This is a genomic window from Rhodococcus sp. AQ5-07 (assembly GCF_009707305.1).
GTDB lineage: Bacteria > Actinomycetota > Actinomycetes > Mycobacteriales > Mycobacteriaceae > Rhodococcus_F > Rhodococcus_F erythropolis.
This window is the reverse complement of record NZ_CP046099.1, coordinates 3,342,923-3,362,538: the sequence shown is the minus strand read 5'-3', so window position 1 is coordinate 3,362,538 and position 19,616 is coordinate 3,342,923. Positions and strand designations below refer to the sequence as shown.

General features: G+C 63.0%; 17 protein-coding genes. 10 read left to right on the top strand and 7 right to left on the bottom strand.

Going from position 1 to position 19,616, the window contains the following annotated elements; all coding sequences use genetic code 11:
• The first annotated feature begins 2 nt into the window (after nucleotides 1-2).
• The 3 genes from GJB56_RS15440 (at nucleotide 3) to GJB56_RS15430 (ending at nucleotide 4,268) form a co-directional block, all read left to right on the top strand.
• Entirely contained in the window at nucleotides 3-1,520 is a 1,518-nt protein-coding gene (locus GJB56_RS15440) for a 2-oxo acid dehydrogenase subunit E2 (protein ID WP_113683280.1), read from the top strand.
• A 6-nt stretch (nucleotides 1,521-1,526) separates the two neighbouring features.
• Nucleotides 1,527-2,924 (top strand): dihydrolipoyl dehydrogenase, encoded by a 1,398-nt coding sequence (lpdA, locus tag GJB56_RS15435; RefSeq protein WP_113683279.1) that lies wholly within the window; start codon nucleotides 1,527-1,529, stop codon nucleotides 2,922-2,924.
• 105 nt (nucleotides 2,925-3,029) lie between these two features.
• Nucleotides 3,030-4,268: a helix-turn-helix domain-containing protein gene (locus GJB56_RS15430; RefSeq protein WP_113683278.1), complete on the top strand. Its 1,239-nt coding sequence runs from the start codon at nucleotides 3,030-3,032 to the stop codon at nucleotides 4,266-4,268.
• A 10-nt stretch (nucleotides 4,269-4,278) separates the two neighbouring features.
• Here the strand turns inward: GJB56_RS15430 and GJB56_RS15425 are convergent, their stop codons facing one another.
• On the bottom strand, nucleotides 4,279-5,490 hold the full coding sequence (locus tag GJB56_RS15425) for a low temperature requirement protein A (protein WP_113683277.1): 1,212 nt from the start codon (nucleotides 5,488-5,490) through the stop codon (nucleotides 4,279-4,281).
• 192 nt (nucleotides 5,491-5,682) lie between these two features.
• On the opposite strand from GJB56_RS15425, the gene GJB56_RS15420 reads away from it, so the two are divergent.
• Together GJB56_RS15420 and GJB56_RS15415 are read left to right on the top strand one after the other, a co-directional pair.
• Nucleotides 5,683-5,910, top strand: a complete 228-nt coding sequence (locus GJB56_RS15420) for a flavin reductase family protein (RefSeq protein ID WP_230090983.1) — start codon at nucleotides 5,683-5,685, stop codon at nucleotides 5,908-5,910.
• A gap of 21 nt (nucleotides 5,911-5,931) precedes the next feature.
• Complete coding sequence (locus tag GJB56_RS15415; protein ID WP_029536907.1) at nucleotides 5,932-6,222, top strand: hypothetical protein; 291 nt, start codon at nucleotides 5,932-5,934, stop codon at nucleotides 6,220-6,222.
• Between the two features lie 9 nt (nucleotides 6,223-6,231).
• Here GJB56_RS15415 and GJB56_RS15410 read toward each other — a convergent pair whose 3' ends face one another.
• Nucleotides 6,232-8,649 carry a lysylphosphatidylglycerol synthase transmembrane domain-containing protein gene (locus tag GJB56_RS15410; protein WP_019744892.1) on the bottom strand — a complete coding sequence of 806 codons (2,418 nt, stop codon included), beginning with the start codon at nucleotides 8,647-8,649 and terminating at the stop codon, nucleotides 6,232-6,234.
• A gap of 211 nt (nucleotides 8,650-8,860) precedes the next feature.
• Here GJB56_RS15410 and ppk2 point away from each other — a divergent pair, with 211 nt between their 5' ends.
• Nucleotides 8,861-9,826, top strand: coding sequence for a polyphosphate kinase 2 (gene ppk2 / locus GJB56_RS15405; RefSeq protein WP_020970466.1), 966 nt, complete (start codon nucleotides 8,861-8,863; stop codon nucleotides 9,824-9,826).
• A 13-nt stretch (nucleotides 9,827-9,839) separates the two neighbouring features.
• Here the strand turns inward: ppk2 and mgrA are convergent, their stop codons facing one another.
• Nucleotides 9,840-10,871 carry an L-glyceraldehyde 3-phosphate reductase gene (mgrA, locus tag GJB56_RS15400; protein ID WP_113683345.1) on the bottom strand — a complete coding sequence of 344 codons (1,032 nt, stop codon included), beginning with the start codon at nucleotides 10,869-10,871 and terminating at the stop codon, nucleotides 9,840-9,842.
• A 318-nt stretch (nucleotides 10,872-11,189) separates the two neighbouring features.
• Between mgrA and GJB56_RS15395 the strand changes: the two genes are divergently transcribed.
• Complete coding sequence (locus GJB56_RS15395) at nucleotides 11,190-13,466, top strand: SulP family inorganic anion transporter (protein ID WP_019744889.1); 2,277 nt, start codon at nucleotides 11,190-11,192, stop codon at nucleotides 13,464-13,466.
• A gap of 5 nt (nucleotides 13,467-13,471) precedes the next feature.
• Here GJB56_RS15395 and GJB56_RS15390 read toward each other — a convergent pair whose 3' ends face one another.
• From GJB56_RS15390 to GJB56_RS15380, 3 genes are read right to left on the bottom strand one after another with little or no spacing between them, the layout of a single operon-like run.
• A complete protein-coding gene (locus GJB56_RS15390; protein WP_113683275.1) occupies nucleotides 13,472-14,815 on the bottom strand; it encodes a sensor histidine kinase in 1,344 nt (447 codons plus the stop codon).
• Nucleotides 14,812-15,516: a response regulator transcription factor gene (locus GJB56_RS15385; protein ID WP_113683274.1), complete on the bottom strand. Its 705-nt coding sequence runs from the start codon at nucleotides 15,514-15,516 to the stop codon at nucleotides 14,812-14,814. The genes GJB56_RS15390 and GJB56_RS15385 overlap by 4 nt, the downstream gene beginning before the upstream one ends.
• Nucleotides 15,517-15,556: 40 nt before the next feature.
• Nucleotides 15,557-16,132, bottom strand: a complete 576-nt coding sequence (locus GJB56_RS15380) for a TetR/AcrR family transcriptional regulator (protein WP_020970464.1) — start codon at nucleotides 16,130-16,132, stop codon at nucleotides 15,557-15,559.
• Nucleotides 16,133-16,221: 89 nt separating this feature from the next.
• Here GJB56_RS15380 and GJB56_RS15375 point away from each other — a divergent pair, with 89 nt between their 5' ends.
• Complete coding sequence (locus GJB56_RS15375) at nucleotides 16,222-17,217, top strand: hypothetical protein (protein ID WP_060938170.1); 996 nt, start codon at nucleotides 16,222-16,224, stop codon at nucleotides 17,215-17,217.
• Here the strand turns inward: GJB56_RS15375 and GJB56_RS15370 are convergent.
• On the bottom strand, nucleotides 17,214-17,591 hold the full coding sequence (locus tag GJB56_RS15370) for a DUF952 domain-containing protein (RefSeq protein WP_113683273.1): 378 nt from the start codon (nucleotides 17,589-17,591) through the stop codon (nucleotides 17,214-17,216). The two genes, GJB56_RS15375 and GJB56_RS15370, sit on opposite strands and share 4 nt — an antisense overlap.
• A gap of 76 nt (nucleotides 17,592-17,667) precedes the next feature.
• On the opposite strand from GJB56_RS15370, the gene GJB56_RS15365 reads away from it, so the two are divergent.
• Together GJB56_RS15365 and GJB56_RS15360 are read left to right on the top strand one after the other, a co-directional pair.
• Entirely contained in the window at nucleotides 17,668-18,255 is a 588-nt protein-coding gene (locus tag GJB56_RS15365; RefSeq protein WP_021345249.1) for a TetR/AcrR family transcriptional regulator, read from the top strand.
• Nucleotides 18,256-18,265: 10 nt separating this feature from the next.
• A complete protein-coding gene (locus GJB56_RS15360; RefSeq protein WP_113683344.1) occupies nucleotides 18,266-19,612 on the top strand; it encodes a cryptochrome/photolyase family protein in 1,347 nt (448 codons plus the stop codon).
• Nucleotides 19,613-19,616 lie beyond the last annotated feature (4 nt).

Here is a 19,616-nt window from a genome sequence, read left to right as displayed (position 1 = left end):
TCATGGCTGACATCAAAGCTATCGACATCCCCAAATGGGGGCTCTCCATGGAGGAGGGGTTGGTCAACGCGTGGCTCATCGAGGAAGGTGACTCGTTCACCAAGGGCCAGTTGATCTGTGAGATCGAGACCAGCAAGATCACCAACGAGCTGGAGGCGCCGTTCGACGGTGTTCTCCGCAAGATCGTCGGCATACCGGGGCAGACTCTGCCCGTCGGTGCCGTGATCGGTGTGTCCGCCGATGCGTCCACGACGGATGCGGAGATCGAGCAGTTCCTCGCCGCTCGCGGCGCAACCGCGCCGGCGGAAGAGCCGGCACCGTCACCAGCTGCCGAACCGGAGGCTCCCGCGACACCTACGGCTACACCCGCTGCGAAGGTGGTTGTTGCAGCGAAACCTGCACCAACCGGTTCCACCGTCGTACCGAGTGTTCTGCAGGGCACGACGCAGAGCGACGTGTTTGCGAGTCCTCGAGCACTCCGACGCGCCGAAGCGCTCGGAATCGATCTCGCCGCCGTAGTGGGTACCGGCCCACTCGGGCGGATCAGTGTCCGAGACATCGACGACGCGATTCGTGACGGCGGTGGCACTGTTGCGCCAGCCGTGCCGGCCACGAGATCCGGCCTCCCGCTGCGATCAACCGCCGACGACAGTGCCGTGCCTGCCACCCCAGTCGCACGCAGAACTGCCCGATCGCTGGGCGTAAACCTGCACGATTGTCGTCCGACGGGTTCTCGGGGGCGCGTCTGCGTCGCCGACGTGCACGACGCCGCTCGTTCCGCGCAGCTCCTGCCAGAAGCGGCGGCTCAGACAGGAACCATTGCCGTCGAACCCGAGTACGACACAATTCCGTTCACGCCCATGCGATCGGCAATCGCCGGCAGGTTGCAGGCGTCCAAGCAGCAGGCTCCCCATTTCCGGCTCACGGCGGATCTCGAGCTCGATGCGCTCCTCGCTCTGCGCAAGGAGATCAATTCGACTGTCCCGGCGGTCAAGCTGTCGGTCAACGACTTCATCGTGAAGGCCTGCGCGGCTGCGCTGATGAAGGTGCCGGACGTGAACGTCCAATTCGATGCTGCGAACGAATCGGTTCTTCGATTCGCGTCGGCGGATGTCTCGGTGGCAGTTGCACTTCCGACCGGGCTGATCACGCCCATCGTGCGTAGCGCGAACACCAAGTCGTTGGCGGACATCTCCGGTGAGGTGCTCTCGTTGGCCACCAAGGCGAAGACCGGCAAACTCCGCCCCGAAGAATTCCAAGGCGGAACGTTCACGGTGTCCAACCTCGGCATGTTCGGGATCAAGGCATTCGACGCGATCATCAACCCGCCCCAGGGAGCGATCCTCGCCGTAGGTGCGGGGGAGAAGCGGGCCGTGGTGGTCGGCGACAGTGTTTCCGTCCGGACCGTGATGACCGTGACCCTCTCGTGCGATCACCGGGTGATCGACGGAGCCTTGGGCGCGACCTTCCTTCGGGAGCTCCAGCGCTTTGTCGCTTCTCCCGCGCTGATGCTGGTGTAAGGGGCTGTGGTGGAAAGCAATACGTCGAAGAAGTACGACGTTCTTGTCATCGGTGGTGGCCCCGGTGGTTACGTGGCGGCGATCCGGGCCGCCCAGTTGGGGTTGAACGTTGCGCTGGTAGAACGTGATCGCCTCGGCGGGATCTGCCTCAACTGGGGTTGTATCCCCACCAAAGCGATGCTTCACGGCGCGGACGTCGCGCATACCTTGAGTGAACTCGACAAATACGGATTCAGTTCGGCGTCTGTCCAGTTCGACATCTCGAAGTTGGTGTCGTTCAGCCGAGGGGTTTCGGAGAAATTGTCCGGCGGTGTTGCCTACCTGATGAAGAAGAACGGCGTAGACGTCATCTCAGGCACCGCGAAGTTGGTGGACAAGGGCGTCGTGTCCGTGGAAGGTCAGACGTATCGAGCCGACCACGTGATCATTGCAACCGGCGCCCGGCCGCGTTCGATTCCCGGGGTTGCCCCCGACGGTGATCGGGTGTGGACCTACTTCGACGCACTCGTCCCGAAGGAACTACCGAAGTCGCTGCTCGTGATCGGGTCCGGCGCGATCGGAGTCGAATTCGCCAGCCTGTACCGCGATCTCGGCACCGAGGTGACCATTGTCGAGATGGCACCACACATCATGCCGGTGGAGGACGAAGAGATTTCGGCGTTCGTTCGCAGGCAGTTCGAGAAGCGTGGCATCACGATTCACACCGGAGCCTCGGTGTCGGCGGTGACCGTCGGCGCCGACGCCGTCGAAGTGAACGTGCAGACGAGCGACGGTGTCCAGGCGGTGACCGTGGACCGGGTATTGGTGGCTGCCGGGATCACCGGCAACGTCGAGGATCTGGGGTTGGAGGCTCTGGGCGTCGAGATCGAGCGTGGTGCGATCGTCACCGACCAGTGGTGCCGTACCAGTGCCTTCGGGATCTACGCAATCGGTGACGTCGCGGGCGCTCCATGTCTGGCGCACAAGGCAAGTCACGAAGCTGTCCTGTGCGTCGAAAAGCTGGCAGGCGTGCCCGATGTTCATCCGCTCGATCGCGACTACGTTCCGGGATGCACGTATGCCCGCCCGCAGGTGGCGAGTCTGGGTCTGACGGAGAAGCAGTGCGCCGGTACTGGTCGCACGCTGCGGGTCGGACACTTCGACCTGCAGGCGAACGGCAAGGCATTGGCGATCGGCGAGGCCGAAGGCTTCGTCAAGACGATCTTCGACGCCGATACCGGGGAACTGCTCGGCGCGCACATGGTCGGTCCGGATGTGACCGAGCAGATCCAGGGTTTCGGTATCGCCCGATCCCTCGAAGCCACCAGCGATGATCTCGCCGAGGTCGTGTTTGCTCATCCGACGCTCTCGGAGGCAATGCACGAGTCTGTGCTCTCGGCGCTGGGGAGACCCCTCAACGCATGAGCACAGTCCGCGTGCGTGAACGCCGTCCTACGTTCACGCACGCGGACAACTCTGCAACCGGGTGCAACGCTCGCTTTCGATGACCCCATCACATAGGACTGGAGTGTGATCGGCGCAACGAATCGACTCGAACCGGCCCTGGGTAGTGGTGAAGACCCGGCGCAGTACGCACGTGTTCTCGAATCCGTGTACGAAGCAACGATGTCCGGGCGCAAACCGCCCGCGCGCCCGCGCTCCGTGATCGCCGATTCGTGGTCGCGTCTGCGCGCCCTCGGTCTCGATCCGGAGCGGTGTTCGATCACGAAGACCACTCGTGCCTCGGAGATCGAAGAGAGTCGGGGTGCGGCCGGAATGACTGAGATCTTCGACGAGGCGGTACGCGGTCTGGCGCCGCTCGTCGGCCCGGACGACGCGAATTTGATAGTGGTGGCGGACCGACAGGGTCGCATCCTCTGGCGCCACGGGCCCGGTCGAATGCTGGATCGGGCCGAACGCCTCGGGATGATCGAGGGTGCGTCGTGGACCGAGGAAGCTGTCGGTACCAACGGGATCGGTACTTCGTTGGCATCAGGTTCGGCAGTGCAGGTGTTCTCGGCCGAGCACTACTCGCGCTCGCAGCATCCGTGGACTTGCTCCGGGGCGACGGTTCGGGATCCGCGTAGTCGCCGGGCGCTCGCCGTCGTCAACGTCGCCGGCGCCGCAGGCACTGTCCACCCGTCCACTCTCGCTTTGGTGGACAGTGTGGCCAGGCTGGCGGAATCCGCACTGCGGGAGAAGCATCGAATCGGATTGGATCGGCTTCGGATGATCTCGGCGTCGACGCTGGCTCGCGCGAGTCAGCCGACAATGGTTGTGGACCGTAGTGGCTGGGTTGCTGCGGTGGACTCGATGGCGCCGATCTACCGAATTGCACTACCGAAAGCGATGAGCAGCGGCGAGCATTGGCTCCCGTCACTCGGATTGTGTATGTGCGAGCCACTGCCGGGCGGCTGGCTCATCCGTCCTCAGGTGAACCCGGCGTCTGGAAATGTCTGTGCCGAAGTCGAATTGGACCTGCGAGATCCGAATGCGATGGAACTGCGGTACTCCTCGGACTTGGGAGGTTGGAGTATCGACCTCAGCCCGCGCCATTCGCAGATCCTCCTGGCTCTGACACAGGCGCCCGATGGCCTCACGGCCTCGCAGCTCGCCTCAGAGTTGTTCGGCGATCCGCGCAAGACGGTGACCGTCCGGGCCGAGATGTCGAGGTTGCGTAAGCGATTGGCTGGAATCGTGCTGGCTCAGCCCTATCGCTTCGACCCGGCGGTGCGGGTAAAAATCGTCCCTGCTGTGCGCCTTTATTAACCGCGGGGGGTTAATAAAGGCGCACAGCAGAGCGGCGCGAACGCCGCACCTGCGCATACTCGTAGCCGTTCTGCCAGGTCACGGTGGCCACCAGCACCCAGATGATCCACGTGGCGCTCATGTGCGTGCCGACAATGCCCATGACGATGGGGACGGCGGTGCAGGGGAGCGCCCAGCCGAGCAGCCACCGTCGGTCCGATCGCGCAAACAGCCCCGCCACGGTGCTGATTCCGAAATAGACTGCGATGCTTCCGCACAACAACCACCGTAGGTTCGCGGGTGTGTGTTCCGCGCCGTGTTCGGTGGCCGCTCCGAGGCCCGCGACCAGAACCGCGATAGCGCCGGTGGTGAAACAGTGCAGTGCCATGTCGATGCGAGCGGGAAACTTCTCGGGCTGCAGGTGCGGAACACCGGCGTGGCCGTAGAGAAGCGAGAGTGCCCACATACCCGAGAGCAGGACAAACGATCCGACTGCGAGGCTGACGACCGTGGAGTCCCAGGTGAGCTTCGAGGCCGCAGAGATCACGAGGATCACACCCTCACCCAGCACGATGATGACGTACAGGCCCAGCCGCTCGGCAAGATGAGCCCGATCGGAGTGCAGGGCTTCGAGTTCGGGCATCCGGTCGTCCTTGAACCCGCGAACCTTGATGATGCGGTCGAGCTTTTCCTGCGCGTCTTCCATGATCGCGCTGCCGGAGACGACAAACATGATCAGCAGGTCGATAGTCACGCCGGCGGTCCAGAGCCAGAAACGAGTTTCGCCCTCGAACCAGAACGAGACGATCCACGGGATCACACCGAGAGACATCTGGGCGATCGGCCAGTCCACTACTATCTGGCCGTTGTGCCACACCCGACTCGCCAGCAGGCGTACGGCCACGTAGGCGACAGCGAAGGCCAGCGCATGGTTGTCGTGGATGCCGGCCACGGCCGCCATCATGACTGCCAGTCCGAACATGGCGATCAGCATGCTCGGGATTCGGACGCGGTCGCCGGCAACGTTGCCGTACATCGTGAACGTCGCCCATGCGGTCCAGAACGCGAGATAGAGCAAGGCGTAGAGCGCGACATCCGACCACGACGGCGAACCGTGCAGCAGGTGAGCCAGCTGACCGATACCGGCTACCACGACCAGGTCGAAGAACAATTCGATCCATGACGCGTGTCGCTCGAGCACCGCCTTCTGCTTCGAGTCTGGTTCATTTCCGAGTTCCGACATAGAGCTCAGTATCGGTTATCGGCATCAACAGTGCTGGTAGGCAGCGAAGTTGTCCGTTTTTTCGAAGTTGTGCTGATGCTGTCCGCGCTCACGCGCGCGCCGTCCGGGAGGGGCATGCGAAGGCGCAACTCGACGCCGTCGACCACATGACGAAGAAGTACGCACAAGAGTTGGCAGACAAGGGCTGACGTCGTGAACGATCCACAGGGCAACAGGGCGTTGTGTTTTCGAGAAGCCATGGCGCACGTGTGCTCACCGAGACTGCCGGACGCTCCCATCTGGATCGTGTGCACCGTGGACGCCGTCGTGGACGGTGGTGATCACAAGATCGTGACAGGATCGGTGGACGACGCCTGGCACTGCGAGGCGAATCCACTGGCCTATCACCGGCGTGTATTCGGTACGCACTCACCGTCGTGAGTGATCCAGGAAAGGAAAGCCATGTATGTACTGGTGGACAACGGCCGCGTCAGCGTCCGCGATGTGGACAACCTGAAGGCCTTTCACGTCGAGGTGACCGGCGACATCGCCGATTCCGAACTGGACGAGCTCTTGCGCCTTCGGAATTACGGATACGTCAGCGGTGGTAGTGCATTCATCTCGGTGGCCCGTGTTCGCGAGAGCGCCACTGACGTCGACGGAGTGGCGGCGATGGTCGACTACGCCCAAAGCAAGGGCTGGGTCGACGACGACGGTGAAGCGTTGCGGGCGCACATCGTTCGCCGGCAGTAGCGGGAACGCTCAGACCATGTCGTTCTTCTGCAGCCATCGCAGCGTCGGCCAGCCGCAGAACACCGGGAGCCAGCAGGTCAGGACTCGGTAGAGCAGAACCGACGGCACAGCGATGCTTGCCGGCAATCCGAACGCGGACAGGCCACCGATGAGGGCGGCCTCGACGGCTCCGACGCCACCCGGTGTCGGAGCTGCCGAGGCGAGGGTTCCACCGATCATCGTCACGATGGTGACGGTGATGAACGTCGTTCCGCCGCCGAATGCCTCGACGCTTGCCCACAGAGCCAGGGCGGCACCGAGAGTTGTTGCAGCGCTGCCGCCCACGATGATGAGGAATCGGGTCGGGTTTCGTGCAAGTTGGCTCAGTTCACCCAACACCTCGGTGATCTGAGGACGCAGATCGTCGCGCAGCCACCCACGAAGTTTCGGAATGAACATGAATGCACCGAGAACTCCGAGCGCGACGCCACCCGCCAGATACAGAACAGTGGATCCCGGGATGAAGTGCGAGAGGTTCGTATCGCGTCCGGCGACGATCGAGAAGAAGATCAGCAAGCCGACGTGGGTGACCACCTGAACCGTCTGTTGAAGCGCGACTGCGGCCGTTGCACGGACGGTACCGAGCCCGCCCTTCTGCAGGAACCGCACACTCAGGGCGAGCCCGCCGACTCCGGCCGGAGTGGTCGTCGCGGCAAAGGTGTTGGCCACCTGCATGATCAGGAGGTTGCGGTAACTGACCATCGACGACGCACAGGCCCACAGGGCCGCTGCCGCGCCGACGTACGTCAGTGCGGAGACGCCGAGGCCGAGCAGTGCCCACCACCAGTTGGCTGTCTTCAACTCCGTGATGAATGCGGGTACCTGGCTGATGAAGGGATAGGCGACGTAGACCAATCCGATGAGCAGAACGAGCTGGATCAGTTGATTGCGACTGAATCGGGTGACCTGTGCGGGAGCGACCTTTTCGATCCCGTTCTTCGCGCCGACCTCGTCTCGGATCTCGGTCATCAATTTTGCGGAATCCTCGGCGGTCCGCCGAATTCGGTTGGGCAACGCCGAGGTGGTCAATCGGCCGGAGGCAGCGAGAATCGTGTCTGCGCCTTGCGCACGAATCGCGGCGTCCACCGCTGCGTCGACGCCGAACAGTGATGCGGTGGCAAAAAGAAGTTGGGCGTTGTCGGACTGCATCTGAACTTCGGTGGCGCCGAATTCGGAGTACGCGTAGCCGCCGAAGAGGATCGTTCCGCCCTCGACGCGAATCTCGGAAGCGCGCAGGTCACCGTGCGCCATCTGATGTACGTGAATGGTGTGCAGTGTTTGCCACAACGCGTCGATCAGTTTGGAGGATTCTTCCTCGTCCGCCTGGTTTTCGACGGCGACGGCAAGTGGGATACCGCGGGGGCTCGGGCGGGCGTACATCTCCCATCCGCGATCGAGCACCGAGATGGCGACGGCTTTGGAACTGGCCAGACCGATGTCGGCGAACGCGATACCCATCAGCGCGCGATGTTCGACGGCGCGCCGAAGCGATCCGTAAGGGGGAGGAGTTTCACGGTTCCGGAACGAGATCCAGCGGAACGTCTGTCGAATTGCTCCGCTGCTTCGCTGGTTCTGTCCGTACAACTCGACAATCAGTTCGTCGAACGGTTCGTCGTCCGGAGCCTTGTCGATGTCGGCGGACATGACCAGCGGGCCGATTCCCGAGGGACTCACGACGCGGAAAGCGGTGACGCGGTAACCACGCCGCGCGAGCACGCGTACTGCAGAGTCCAACGGCACTTCGAGGGCAGGTGTGCCGACGGCAAGAACGATCACCGCGCCGATCAGATAGCCGACGGCGAGTCCCAGCATCGATCGGGCGGGAACGATCGAGCTGACGATCAGGTGAATGGGCGCAAACAGCAGAAGCAGCGTCCACCAGGCTCGTCGCCACTTTTTCGGTAGCCACGGACCCGAGACGGTGAGCACCGCCGCGAGCATCGCAATCCACCGCGGATCGTCGAGAAATTGGGACAGGAACGTGGCGTCGAGTCGGTCGGGGACGTCGAGGTGCCACTTGGGTGCGGCGAGTCCTGTACCGGTGAACGACAGCGCGAGTCCGGCGCACAGGCCGGCAGCGGCGTATCCGGCCAGCAACTTCCATCGGCGCCCCACGATGAGCCCGATCAGAATGGCAAACGGTAGCGCCAGGATTGCGATGCCGTAGAGGAGGTACACAGTGTCGGACAGGCTCGGCGACAGCACTCCGACGATGTTGGACACCGACGTTTCGAGGGCGTCCCACTGACTTCGGGTGATCAGAGAGCCCGCGATGACGCCGCCGAGCAGCACGGCAGCGATCGCGACCCGCATGATGTCGCTCGTACGGCGGTGCAGTGGTGGCAGGAGGCTTCCCGTTACCGGGATCTCCCGTCCGTCTACTCGCATCTCGCCAGAACTCTCTTCTCTCGGGGGTTACCGACCGTCTCAGTTACCTCGATCAAGGTACCGCGTGGGGGTTCGGCGCCTGGGAAGCCGGACCTGTCGTTACCTCCTCGATGCCAAGCAACATTCGCTTCGGCCCCGCGGCGGAGGGCTTCGGCGCGTAAAATTCACTTTCCGGACGTTCGTTCATTTCGACGACAGGGAGTGCGTATTCATGAGCCCCGACTCCAGCGGTGTGGACGGTCGGGTTCCTGACCTGCCGACCCCGTCGACCAGAATTTCCGTCACCGAGGACTATGCGGCCGAGATCGACGAGCTCTCGAGTCTCAAGCACAAGCTCGGCGGACTCGAGCCCTCAGAGTTCGCGGATGCCTGGAAGCAGGGCTATCCGTACGAGAAGAAGATGTCGCGCCGCGAGTACGAGCGGAAGAAGCGGCGTCTGCAGATCGAGTTGCTCAAGCTGCAGCTGTGGGTCAAGGAAACCGGGCAGAAAGTGCTCATTATCTTCGAAGGTCGCGATGCTGCCGGTAAGGGCGGGTCGATCAAGAGGTTCACCGAGCATCTCAATCCTCGTGGTGCCCGGGTCGTCGCGCTCGAGAAGCCCACAGACATCGAGCGAACGCAGTGGTACTTCCAGAGGTATGTCGCACACCTACCCAGCGGCGGCGAGATCGTGATGATGGACCGGTCCTGGTACAACCGCGCCGGTGTCGAACGAGTGATGGGTTACTGCACGCCGACTCAGTACCTCGAGTTCATGAGAGAGACCCCGGACTTCGAGCGGATGCTCGTCAACTCCGGGATCCATCTGCACAAGCTGTGGTTCTCGGTCAGCCGGGAAGAGCAGTTGGCGCGATTCGCAGCCCGTCGAACAGACCCGGTGCGTCAGTGGAAGCTCTCACCGACTGATCTGGCTTCGCTCGACAAGTGGGACGACTACACGCAGGCCAAGGAAGCGATGTTCTTCTACACCGATACCGGGGATGCGCCCTGGACGGTGATCAAGAGCAACGACAAGAAGCGCGCCCGCCTCGAAGCGATGCGTCACGTGCTCGCCAGCTTCGACTATCCCAACAAGGATCACCGGGCAGTCGGTACTCCGGATCCCTTGATCGTCGGGCCTGCTTCGGCCGTATTCGAAGAGGGCGAGCACGTGAACGTGGAGTTGCCTCAGCTCTAGCGCAGGTGATCGCTCAGATCGAACTGGCCTCTGCCCACAGATTGATGCCGCTGTCCTTTGCGTGCTGATCTATGGAGGCCAGTTCGGCTGTGCTGAATTCGAGATTGTCGAGCGCGCCGACGTTGGCTTCGAGTTGGGCGACGCTGGATGCACCGATCAATACCGAGGTGACCCGCGAATCGCGGAGTGCCCAACTCAGTGCCAGCTGAGCCAGCGACTGGCCGCGGTCTGCCGCGATGTCGTTGAGCGCGCGGATGTGGGTGAGAGCGTCGTCGGTCAACCACGACGGATCGAGTGACTTACCTTGGGCGGCGCGAGAATTCTCGGGGACGCCGTTCAGATACCGGTCGGTGAGCATGCCTTGCGCGAGCGGCGAGAACGCGATGACGCCCACTCCGAGATCGTCGACAGCCGAAAGCAGGTCCTGCTCGATCCACCGATTCAGCATCGAATAGCTCGGCTGGTGGATCAACAAAGGGACCCCCGCAGCGGCGAGCAGTGCGGCGATTTCACGGGTGCGCTCCGGCGAATACGAACTGATACCCGCGTACAGCGCCTTGCCCTGCTGAACGGCACTGATCAGCGCGCCTGCGGTCTCGTCGATCGGAGTCTCGGCGTCGGGGCGATGGCTGTAGAAGATGTCGACGTAATCGACTCCGAGTCGGCTGAGTGACTGGTCGAGGGATGACAGCAAGTACTTGCGGGAACCGCCGAACCCGTAAGGACCGGGCCACATGTCCCACCCGGCCTTCGACGAGATGACCAATTCCTCGCGGTACGCAGAGAAATCCTCACGCAGGATCCTGCCGAAGTTCGTCTCGGCGCTTCCGTACGGCGGCCCGTAGTTGTTGGCCAGATCGAAGTGCGTGATTCCGAGGTCGAATGCCCGCCGCAGGACTGCGCGCTGGTTCTCGATCGGTACGTCGTCGCCGAAGTTGTGCCAGAGCCCGAGCGAGATCGCCGGGAGTTTGAGACCGCTCCGACCGGTTCGGCGGTAGGGCATGGCTTCGTAGCGGTCCTGCGCGGCGACGTACTGATCGGACATGGTGCCTGCCTTCACATCGTTGTGGTTGAGCATTTACTCCCGACCATTATCGCCGACGGCATTCAGGTGTGCTGAAAACTCGGGCGGCCCGTACGAAAATGCTTGCGGGTTAAAGCAATTCGATCGCTCTTCTGGACCGACGTTCAGGTTCGAGTCACAGTGCCGGGCGGCGGTGACGTCGACCACGTCCGGGTTCGCATCTAAGGGAACAGTAAGGAATCGCGGTTACCATGGTCACAGTCGATCGGCGATACCGATCGCCGATTCGCTTCGAACATGTTGCCCAGCAGCCGGATCCGGGGTCCGGCGAGGAGATCTATGTCGACGCAGTCCGTAGTGCACGCACAATCATCCGCAGACGAAGCCGTCGTGGGGGATTCGTCTCCGCCGGGTGGTGGAAGCCGGCGTTATCTCGAGCAACTGATCAGATACGACGTGCCGGCGTCGCTGGTCGTCTTCCTGGTGGCGCTTCCCTTGTCCTTGGGAATTGCGATCGCCTCCGGGGCGCCGATCATGGCAGGTCTGATCGCCGCCATCGTCGGCGGAGTAGTGGCCGGAGCGGTGGGAGGTTCACCGCTGCAAGTCAGTGGTCCCGCAGCCGGCCTGACCGTGGTGGTCGCCGAACTGATCGGCAAGTTCGGGTGGAAAGTCACCTGCCTGATCACCGTCGGCGCCGGAATTCTGCAGATCGTGTTCGGGCTCAGCCGAATTGCCCGTGCGGCACTGGCTATTGCGCCGGTGGTGGTGCATGCGATGCTCGCCGGTATCGGCATCACCATTGCGCTACAACAGGTTCACGTGTTGTTGGGCGGAAGCTCGGCCAGTTCGGCGCTGGACAATCTACGGCAGTTGCCCGCACAGATCGGTGCCCTGCACGTCGAGGACTTGATGATCGGACTCGTTGTCATCGCCACTCTTCTCGGGTGGCGCTATCTCCCCGCGGGCGTCCGGAAGGTGCCGGCGGCATTGGTCGGCATCGTATTGGCAACTCTCGCTTCGCTCCTGCTGCCGATCGACGTCGAACGTATTGCTCTCGACGGATCTTTGTTGGACTCGATCGGACTTCCCGCTCTGCCGGACGGCCAGTGGCTCGGCGTCGCAACCGGCATCCTGACCATCGCCCTGATCGCCAGCGTCGAGAGTCTGCTCTCGGCCGTGGCTGTGGACAAGATGCACTCGGGCCCGCGCTCGAACTTCGATCGCGAGATGCTCGGCCAAGGTACTGCGAACATGGTGTCCGGGGCGATTGGCGGCCTGCCCGTCACGGGTGTGATCGTACGCAGCGCCACCAATGTCGAAGCCGGGGCGAAGTCCCGTGCGTCGTCGATCATGCACGGCCTGTGGATTCTGCTGTTCTCGGCTGCGCTCGCCGGGTTGGTGCAGCAGATTCCGAAGTCTGCGCTTGCCGGACTGTTGATCGTCATCGGCATTCAACTGGTCAAGCTGGCGCACATTCGGTTGGCGCGACGGACCGGTGATCTGTGGGTGTACGGCATCACGGTGGTCGGCGTCGTGTTCTTGAACCTGCTCGAGGGCGTGCTGATCGGATTGGCGTTGGCGATCGCCCTCCTGGTGTGGCGTGTCATCCGCGCATCGGTCACGGCAGAAGAGTTGGGTGACAAGGATTCCGGGAAGTGGCGGGTGCTGGTCGAAGGGTCGTGCACCTTCCTGGTGCTGCCCAAGCTCACCTCGGTACTCGCCGGCATCCCGCCGCGGTCCGACGTCACCGTCGAGTTGTCCGTCGACTTCCTCGACCATGCCGTCTTCGACGTCATCGAAGAGTGGGCGAGGCAGTACGAGTTGGCAGGTGGTTCGGTGATCATCGACGAAGTTGGCTCGGTGAGTATGGAGAGCGCGACCACCGGTCCGCCGAAGCGCGGCGCCGCAGTCACCGACCTGCGCGGATTGCTCGCTCCGTGGGGTAGTTGGCAACCACAGGCTTCGGGAAGGAATCTGAGCAGCCCGCCAGCCTTGCGACCCATTCTCGACGGGGTGTCCAACTATCATCGCCATCGCGCCGAAGCGATACGGCCGCACATGGATCAGTTGCGCGACGGCCAGAATCCCGACTCTCTTTTCCTTACCTGCGCAGATTCGCGAGTGGTGCCGAACATCATCACGAGCAGTGGCCCAGGTGACCTGTTCACTGTGCGCAACGTCGGAAACTTGGTTCCTGCCGGCGGCCGCGATACGTCGGTGGAAGCGGCACTGGCCTTCGGGATCGACGAGTTGGGTGTCAGTTCGGTGATCGTGTGCGGACACTCGGGCTGCGGAGCGATGCAAGCACTCCTGACGAACAGTTCGTCGGAATCGGGAGTTGTCGGTGAGTGGTTGAGGCATGCGGAGACGAGTCTGCAGGCGTACACGAGTGGCCATCCGGTCGCGCGTGCTGCAGCCGAGGCAGGTTTCTCGGAGGTCGATCAGCTCGGAATGGTCAATGTTGCAGTCCAATTGCAGACTCTCGAACGCCATCCTCTGGTGGGTCAGGCCCGTGTGGATGGTCGCCTGCGTATCGCCGGACTGTTCTTCGACATCGGCTCGGCTCGGGTCATCGAAGTGACAGCGTCAGGGATCGGCGAGTTGATCGAGACCTGAAGGCGCTATTCGGGTCCGGGCTGATCCCTGAGTTCGACCAGCAGGCGAGCCCCGCCGAGCGGACTGTCGTGAAATGTCGTGCGTCCGCCGTGCAGGGCCGCCTGCTGCGCCACCAGCGCCAGGCCCAAACCGGAACCCGTCTTGCCTGCCGTCGATCCGCGAGTGAAGCGTTCGAAGACGCTCGAGCGTTCCTCGGCCGGTATTCCGCAACCGTTGTCGTCGATCGTGATCGTGACGGTGTCCGGTGAATCGACCGGGCGGGCGAGGGTGATGCGCACCGTGCTCGCGCCGCCGTGGCGGACTGCATTGGTGATCGCGTTGTCGAGGATCAACCGGATTCCGCCGGGAAGGGCCCGGATGCAATAGGGGAGTGGGGAATCCACCGTGACGACGCTGACATCGACGCTCGGGTGGTGGCGTCGTGCATCGTCGGCCGCGATGTCGCAGACCTCGGTCAAATCGGTGTCCTTGAAGTCCTCAGCCGTCGACAACTCGCCCTTCGCCAGTCGCTCCAGGTCCCGGAGAGTCGATTCGACGCGGCCCTGTGCGCGGGCCAGATCTGTGAGGATCTCACGTCGCTGCTCGTGGTCGAGATCGTGAATGGACAACACTTCGATGTCGGTTCGCATCGCCGTCAACGGAGTTCGGAGTTCGTGAGCCGACGCGGAAGCAAAGTCCCGAGCGGCTGCAAGGGCCGAGTTGGTCGCGGCCTGTGCCCGGGCGACGTCGCTGAGCATCGATTCTGCTGCTGCGGCAAGCTCGTCCGCTTCACGGATGCCGGAAACCTCGGTGGCGAGATCGGGATCTCGCCTGGCGATCCGGCGGGTCAATTCCACGAGTGGGCGCACCGCCGGGCCACCGAACAACCATCCCAACGCGGCTGCGGCCGCTACGGCTCCGACGCCGAAGAACGCAACCTGACGCTGTTGGTCGACCGTGATGTCCCGCGCCTCGGCATAGGGAACCGCCAGCGAGACCAGGGCATTGATCCCGTCGGCCTCGGCGGTGTAAGCCCGGTACTTCGTACCGTCCACGTCGACGGTCGCCGCGCCCACCGGTAATTCGGGCAGTCGCGTCGGGGTACTGGATTTGACGGTTCCGTCGGTGTCGGAGCGGATGGTCACGGAGAACGCTCCGCCGTCTCCGAACGCGCCGAGAAAAGGTCCCGCTGTAGCCGCATTGGCCACGATGACCGTCGATGCCGTCTCCAATCGACGGTCCAACTGCGCCAGATTGTTTCGTGCGATAGCCAATGCAACGACCACACCGAGTGCGATGACGATGAACGTCGCCCCCAGTGCCGCGGCCGCGGCAACGCGAGTTCGTAGTGAGAAGCGGCGACGCTTCACGGGTTCTCCCGAAGCACGAACCCGACGCCGCGAACGGTATGCAGCAGACGAGGTGAACCGCCGGATTCGAACTTTCGACGCAGGTAGCCGATGAAGACGTCCACGACGTTGGTGTCGGCCACGAAGTCGTAGCCCCACACGAGTTCGAGGAGACGTTCGCGAGTAAGCACGATGCCGGAATTGTGTGCGAGCACTTCGAGTAGCTCGAATTCGCGTTTGGTGAGCGGTACTTCCTTGCCGTCGACACGAACCCGGCGACCGGAGAGGTCGATGTCGAGGTTTCCGACCCGCAGGGTGTTCGTTCCCTCGGAGTGATCGCCGGCCGGAGTGTTACTGCGACGGAGCATTGCGCGGATCCGGGCAACCAGTTCGGCGAGGACAAACGGTTTGACCATGTAGTCGTCTGCGCCGGATTCGAGCCCGGCGATGCGATCGTCGACCGAATTGCGTGCGCTGAGCACGCAGATCGGGATTTCGTTGCCGGCGGCACGAAGCGCCGTCACCACACCGGTGCCGTCGAGCACCGGCATGTTGATGTCGAGGACTACCGCGTCCGGTCGCTTGTCGGAGATCACTCGGAGCGCGTCGGCGCCGTCCACTGCCGTCAGTACGGTGAATCCCGAGAGCCGCAATCCGCGTTCGAGTGAGGTCAGGACGTCTGCGTCGTCGTCGACTACGAGGATTCTCGGTATCTCGGTCACAGCCCCATTGTGCCTTGCCTGGTACGTCGGGTTTCGCCGATCAGACCGGCAAGTCGGTACCGTCCGGACGCAAACCGGCCATGAACACCGCGACCAACCGCGGGACCAGGTTCGGCATGGCCTCGTCGGACAATTCGATTTGCGGGCGCGTCAGTTTGGCCAGAGCCATGACGAATTCGAGCGGTTGCAGATCGGCGCGAACCAGTCCGGCGCTCTGAGCGGCGCCGATCGTCGCGGTCATCTTCGATTTCGTCACCTCACGCACCGCCAGAACTTCGGGGGCCAGCTCGGTGAAACTGCGTTCCACCAGTGCAGGAATGAGCGCACCCAGGCGCAGTTCCACGAGGCGGTCCACCAGCGTGTGCCACGCGTTTGTGGGATCGGTGGACATTGCCGTGAGTGCGATGTCGGCAGCCTCGCGAACATCGGTCAGTGTTGCGACGGCGACGGCGGTCACGAGGTCCTCGCGCGTCGGAAAGTTCCGATACAGCGTGGCGATGCCCACTTTCGCGAGTTCTGCGACTGCGTCGAGGGGCGCGTCGTGCCCGCGCTCGGTGAACACCGCTCGTGCGGCGTCGACTATTGCGTTTCTGCGTTCACGTGCATCGGCTCGCACATTCACCTCCGGTATTGACAGCTCATCATAACCGGAGGAATATCTTCCACAAATAGTGGAGGAAAAACTTCCACTTAGGGAAGGTAGTTATGAACGCCGAAGTTGAAGCACGGGACCGCAAGAAGTTGGTGGCTGTGGTGTTGGGCTTGTCCGCCGTGATCGGGCTGATGCTGCTTGCCTTCGTACTGCCCTCGGTCAACAGTGGCCCGCACGAACTGAAGTTGGGCATCACCGGTCCAGCTCCGGCAACCGAACAGATCAGCACCTCGCTCGAGGCGAGTAAGCAAGGCGCCTTCGATACTCGAGAATTCGCTGACGCCGACGCCCTGCGTGACGCGATTCGGAATCGCGACGTGGTCGGCGGAATCGCCGTTGATGCCAACGGTCCTCACGTGTTGATCGCGACTGCAGGCGGAACCCCGATCGCCCAGACCCTGACCGGGGTGGCCAACGGCCTCTCGGAGGCCTCGGGGGCAAAGGTGCCCGTCGAAGACGTTGTGCCGCTGACTGCGGACGACCCGACCGGTGCTGGGCTCACGGCATTGGCCTTGCCCTTGGTGTTCGGCGGAATCATGCCTGCTGTTGTTCTCGTGCAACTGTTTCCGCGGAGCATTGTCAAGCGAGTGTTGGGCGCTGCCGGCGTCGCGGTTGTCGCGGGTTTTGCACTGACTGCCATTCTGCAGTTCGGCACCAACAGTCTTGACGGAAACTACCTGCTCACCGCGCTCGCACTCACCATGGGCATGTCGGCCATCTCGCTGCCCATTCTGGGACTCGAATCCCTGCTCGGGATGAAGGGATTCGCGTTGGGTGCCGTCACGATGATGTTCATCGGAAACCCACTCTCGGGGATGGCGACAACTGCCGCGTGGTTGCCCGCAGGCTGGGGTGCATTGGGGCAGCTGCTCCCACCTGGCGCCGCAGGAGCATCCGTCCGTTCGATGGCGTTCTTCGACGGCCATGGCGCCGCCACGCCACTTCTGGTGCTGGTGTGCTGGATTGCCGTCGGGATCGCGCTGTGCGTCGCCGCCGGCCGGAAGAAGGCGTCGACCCCCGTGGTCGAACCCGAGGCTGCGCTGGTCTAGCCGGCGGGGCTTGCGTACGGGGTCAGGTCGGGAATCGGCCAGACCCCGTCAACGCGTTCCACGACCAGTTCGGCGACCACGGTGTCCTCGTCCATCGGTAGGGGTCGGAGGATTCGGGGCTTTCCCGCCTCCCATTCGACGTCGATGCCTGCGGAGGTCAGAGCGTCCTGGTCGATGACGGCGACGATCAGTGGCAACGTGAGGTCGCCGAACACCAGATCGAGCACCGAAGCGAGCGCGTCCGGGGTGGTTGCGCGAATGAATCCCGCCTCGTCGTAACTGATTCCGCGCGTCGAGACCTCGTACTCACCGAAACGCTTGCACGCTTCCCAGTCGTCGGCGATGGCGACGTGGACGAGTCGTTGTCCGGTCATGCAGTGCTCCTGTAGTGTTCGAAATAATGAAACGTCAACGTAGCATTAATTGAGTGGCACGGTAGTAGGGGACTTGATGGAGCAACCGCGCAGACGTGGGAGAACCAGCGACGCGGAGCGAGCTGATCGACGCAACGAGATTCTCGACGTTGCGGTCGACTCGTTTCGAGAAGTCGGGTTCGCTCGAACGACCATCGACGCCATTGCCACGGCGGCCGGCGTCGCCAAACGCACCGTGTACAGCTATTTCGGCGACAAATCCGCAGTCTTCGCTGCTGCTGTTTCGCGTCAGCACGCGTATGTCGAGAACGCCGGTGGCGACCAGTCGGACCTGCTCGCCGCTGCAGTGGACATCGTCGTCGCCCTGCACAGCGACAACTCGATTGCGCTGCACCGCATGATGATCGGCGAGGCCGTGCAGTTCCCGGAACTGGCCGCCGCGTTCTACGAATCCGGCCCGGCCAAGTCGATCGCCTTTCTGGAGAAGATATTGATCGATCAGCACGGCCAGAAGGCTGCGCTGTGCGCGGATCAGTTGTACACGTTGCTGCTCGGGGAGGAGCACCGGCAGCGACTGCTCGGGCTCGCTTCCGAACCGACAACAGAACGAGCTGCGCAACTTGCAGCTCGTGCGGTGGGATGCGTTCTGGGATCTGATCGGTAGGCTCGACTGGGTGAGTAACTCTGTGGTCTGGTTTCGACGTGATCTGAGGGTAGGTGACCTTCCCACCCTGAGTGCAGCGTCGGATGCTGGCGGGCGGACGTTGGGTTTGTTCGTTCTCGACGAGAACCTGCTCGGACCGGCAGGCTCACCCCGTCAGGATCAACTGTTCGCCAACTTGACGGCGCTCGATCATCAACTCGACGGAAAACTGATGGTTGTTCGAGGTGATCCGGCGGACGTGGTGCCCCGTGTAGCGGAATCCGTTGGCGCCGAAGAAGTTCACATCAGTGCCGACTACGGACCCTACGGCCGACGGCGCGACGTGGCCGTGGCGGAGCAGGTGGAGTTGATCGCCACCGGATCTCCGTATGCCGTGGCGCCCGGACGCGTCACCAAGGCGGACGGTGATCCGTACAAGGTGTTCACACCGTACTTCCGTCAGTGGATGGAACACGGTTGGCGGGGCCCCGCGTCGACCGATGCGCAGACGGTCCGTTGGTTCGATCCGAGCGACAAGGAGGGTGGCCCGCGCCGGGTGAGTATCCCCGCGCCATCCGCCTCCGTCAGCGATTTCGTCGGTGAGGTCGGCGCCCTCGAACAGTGGAAAGAATACTGTGAGAACGATCTTGACCGGTACGACGACGAACGAAATCGGCCTGACCTCGACACCACGAGCCGGATGTCGATTCCGCTCAAGTACGGCACGATCCATCCGCGAACGATGTTGGCAGATCTCTCCAAGCGACTGGGCGACGGCGCTCAGGCTTACCGTCGCCAGTTGGCGTGGCGAGACTTCTACGCAGACATCCTGTTTCAACGCCCCGACAGCGCGCGGAAAAACTACGACGACAAGTTCGACCGTTTACGTCACGACGGTGGAGTGGACGCAGACGCCGCCTTCACGGCCTGGTGTGAGGGCAAGACCGGCTTCCCGATCGTGGATGCCGGCATGCGGCAACTCGCGGCCGAGAACTGGATGCATAATCGGGTGCGAATGATCGTCGCGTCTTTTCTGGTGAAGGACCTACACATTCCGTGGTGGCGTGGCGCACGGTTCTTCATGTCGCATCTGGTGGACGGCGACTTGGCCTCCAATCAGCACGGGTGGCAGTGGACTGCAGGGTCGGGCACAGATGCTTCGCCCTTCTTCCGCGTCTTCAACCCCATCACGCAGGGGGAGAAGTTCGATCCCGACGGCACATACGTCCGTCGGTGGGTTCCCGAACTCCGCGATGTTCCCGGGAAGGCCGTCCACTCGTTGAAGGCGATGCGCCCGGTCGACTACCCGGACCCGATCGTCGATCACGCTCATGAGCGTGAGGAAGCCTTGCGCCGGTACGGCGAGATCAAGGGCTGAGTGC